Source organism: Staphylococcus microti, from assembly GCF_000934465.1.
GTDB classification, from domain to species: Bacteria; Bacillota; Bacilli; order Staphylococcales; family Staphylococcaceae; genus Staphylococcus; species Staphylococcus microti.
In genome coordinates this window covers 1-255 of sequence record NZ_JXWY01000112.1, presented here as the reverse complement: position 1 = coordinate 255, position 255 = coordinate 1, and the positions used below count along the sequence as shown (strand labels likewise).

Annotated in this window: 1 protein-coding gene; it reads right to left on the bottom strand. The window is 37.6% G+C overall.

What is annotated here, in order from left to right; genetic code table 11:
* Nucleotides 1-255: reverse transcriptase domain-containing protein (locus tag TP70_RS10110; RefSeq protein WP_044361424.1), on the bottom strand; the 255-nt coding region annotated here is incomplete at both ends.

Genomic DNA, 255 nt, shown 5'->3' with positions numbered 1-255 from the left:
CTGCTCGTTTTGAACGCACAAAGATGACAAAATCATCGGCATAACGAACAAAACGATGTCCACGTTTTTCCAGTTCTTTATCTAATTCATGTAGATAGATGTTACATAGTAGTGGTGATATAACGCCACCTTGTGGCGCACCAATTTCTCTACTTTTATAGCTACCGTTGAGGTCAATTGCCCCAACTTGTAAACTTCTACGAATGAACTTGGAAATTGCTTTATCTTGAACATGACGTTCAAATAAATACATCA